2 protein-coding genes are annotated in these 2,119 nt (G+C 56.8%); one reads left to right on the top strand and one right to left on the bottom strand.

Translation table 11 applies throughout. The features are described 5' to 3' along the window. Nucleotides 1–197, bottom strand: a 197-nt coding sequence (locus ACSV5M_RS19950; RefSeq protein ID WP_439178433.1) for a hypothetical protein, incomplete at its 3' end; no start/stop codon positions are given. Here ACSV5M_RS19950 and ACSV5M_RS19945 point away from each other — a divergent pair. After that, nucleotides 175–1,932 (top strand): choice-of-anchor I family protein, encoded by a 1,758-nt coding sequence (locus ACSV5M_RS19945; protein ID WP_439178432.1) that lies wholly within the window; start codon nucleotides 175–177, stop codon nucleotides 1,930–1,932. The genes ACSV5M_RS19950 and ACSV5M_RS19945 overlap by 23 nt on opposite strands. Nucleotides 1,933–2,119 lie beyond the last annotated feature (187 nt).

The raw sequence follows: 2,119 nt of genomic DNA, 5'->3' as shown, positions 1-2,119 counted from the left end.
AGTTCCAGTTCCAGTTCCAGTTCCAGTTCCAGTTCCAGTTCCAGTTCCAGTTCCAGTTCCAGTTCCAGTTCCAGTTCAAGTCTCTCTTCTTCCAGTGTGTCGAGCAGCTTAAGTTCTGAACCAAACAGCTCCAGCTCCGAGTCCAGCAGCTCCAGCTCCAGCGCTAGCGCACCCGTGCTGGAAAAAATCTCCCTCAATTATCTCGGCCGCTACAGCAGCGGTGAATTCGATGAAGCAGCCGCTGAAATCCCGGCCTATGACCCGGCCAGCAAGCGCGCCTTTATCGTCAATGCCCAACAAGGCGTAGCCGAAGTGTTGGACATGAGCACACCGGCAACGCCCGTCAGTTTGGGTGCCCTGGATGCCAACGATATCGCTGCTGGAGCGGTGGTTAATAGCGTCGCTGTGCGCGACGGCATTGTGGCCTTGGCCGTTGAAGCAGCGGTGAAAACTGATCCGGGTTATGTAGCCTTTTACCGCGCTGACGACCTGACTGAAATCAGCCATGTCTCCGTGGGATCACTGCCGGATATGCTCATCTTTACCCCTGATGGCAACTACGTGCTGGTCGCCAACGAAGGCGAACCGAGCGACGATTACCAAATTGATCCCGTAGGTTCCATCAGCGTGATTGATGTGACCGATATTGAGAATCCGGTCGTTGCCGAGGCCGGTTTCACCGCTTTCAATGATCAGGCTGCTGAATTACGCGCTGCTGGTGTGCGCATCTATGGCCCCAATGCCACTGTGGCCCAGGATCTTGAGCCGGAATACATCGCCATCTCCGCCGATAGCAGCACCGCCTGGGCTACCTTGCAGGAAAACAATGCGCTGGCGAAGATCGACATCGCAACCGCCACCGTTACCGACATTCTGCCCCTGGGCTTTAAGGATCACAGCGTCGACGGCAATGGCATGGACACCAATGATGAAGACGGCCTGATCAATATCGACACCTTTGCCGGTGTGCGCGGCCTTTACCTGCCCGATGCCATGGCTGCCTACGATGTTGAAGGCGCCACCTATCTGGTCACCGCCAACGAAGGCGACGCCCGCGCCTGGGGTGAAGACAATGACGCCTACTGGCTCGGCGATAAAACCAAAGGGTTTGTCGAAGAATTCCGCGTTAAACACCTGGTTCACAGCAGCGGTTTTGATCGTCGTGCCGGTGATGACCTGCCGCCACAACTGCGCGAACTGGCAGCCGGCGCCTTGCTGAACCCTGACACCTTTGCCTACTGCAACGCGATTGCCGGAAACCCGGGCGACTGCCGTGACGACGAGATCCTTGGCCGCCTCAACATCACCTGGACCATGGGTTACCGCACCGACGAAACCGGCGCACCGGTCATGTTCAACACCAGCGGTGAAGTAGACCCGGCAGGCGACCGCCTGATGTATGACGCGCTTTATTCTTACGGTGGCCGCTCCTTCTCCATCTGGAATGGCGACGGCGAACAAGTGTGGGATTCCGGGGACCAGATCGAACAATTCCTCGCCAGTGAAGACTGCATGCTCGGCTCAGCACGCAATATCCCCTGCGCCGACTACTTCAACACCGGCCACGACGAAGGCGATGCCATGGACTCCCGCAGCGACGCCAAAGGCCCGGAACCGGAAGGCCTGGCCATCGGCAAACTGGGCGACAAAACCTTTGTATTCGTCGGTCTTGAGCGTATGGGCGGCATCCTGGTGTACGACATCTCCAACCCGGAAGCGCCGGTATTTATGGACTACCTGAACAGCCGCGAAGACTGGACTACCGAAGATCCGAGCACAGTATTGGCCGAAGCGGGTGACCTGGGGCCGGAAGGGCTGGTGTTTATCAGCGCCACCGACTCACCCAACGGCACACCTTTGCTGATCGTTGGTAATGAGGTCAGCGGTACTACTGCTGTTTACGAGATTGAAGAGCACTTTGCGGCTGAATAATCGTGGCACCTGAGAGGGGTTGCCCGCGCAATCCCTCCGAATAGCGAACATCCAAAAAGCAGTGCTTCGTAGTCCGTTTGTCATTAGGCCTGTTGTTTCGAAAACGCATAAATACATCCCTGTAGCTCCTTCAAGTCGTCCCTGACTTGAAGGTTTCGAAACAACAGGCCTAACGCCAAACTCGCAT

Origin of the sequence: Cellvibrio sp. ARAG 10.3, assembly GCF_051846955.1 — a bacterium.
Taxonomy (GTDB): Bacteria; Pseudomonadota; Gammaproteobacteria; order Pseudomonadales; family Cellvibrionaceae; genus Cellvibrio.
This window is presented reverse-complemented; position numbering and strand designations above follow the sequence as displayed.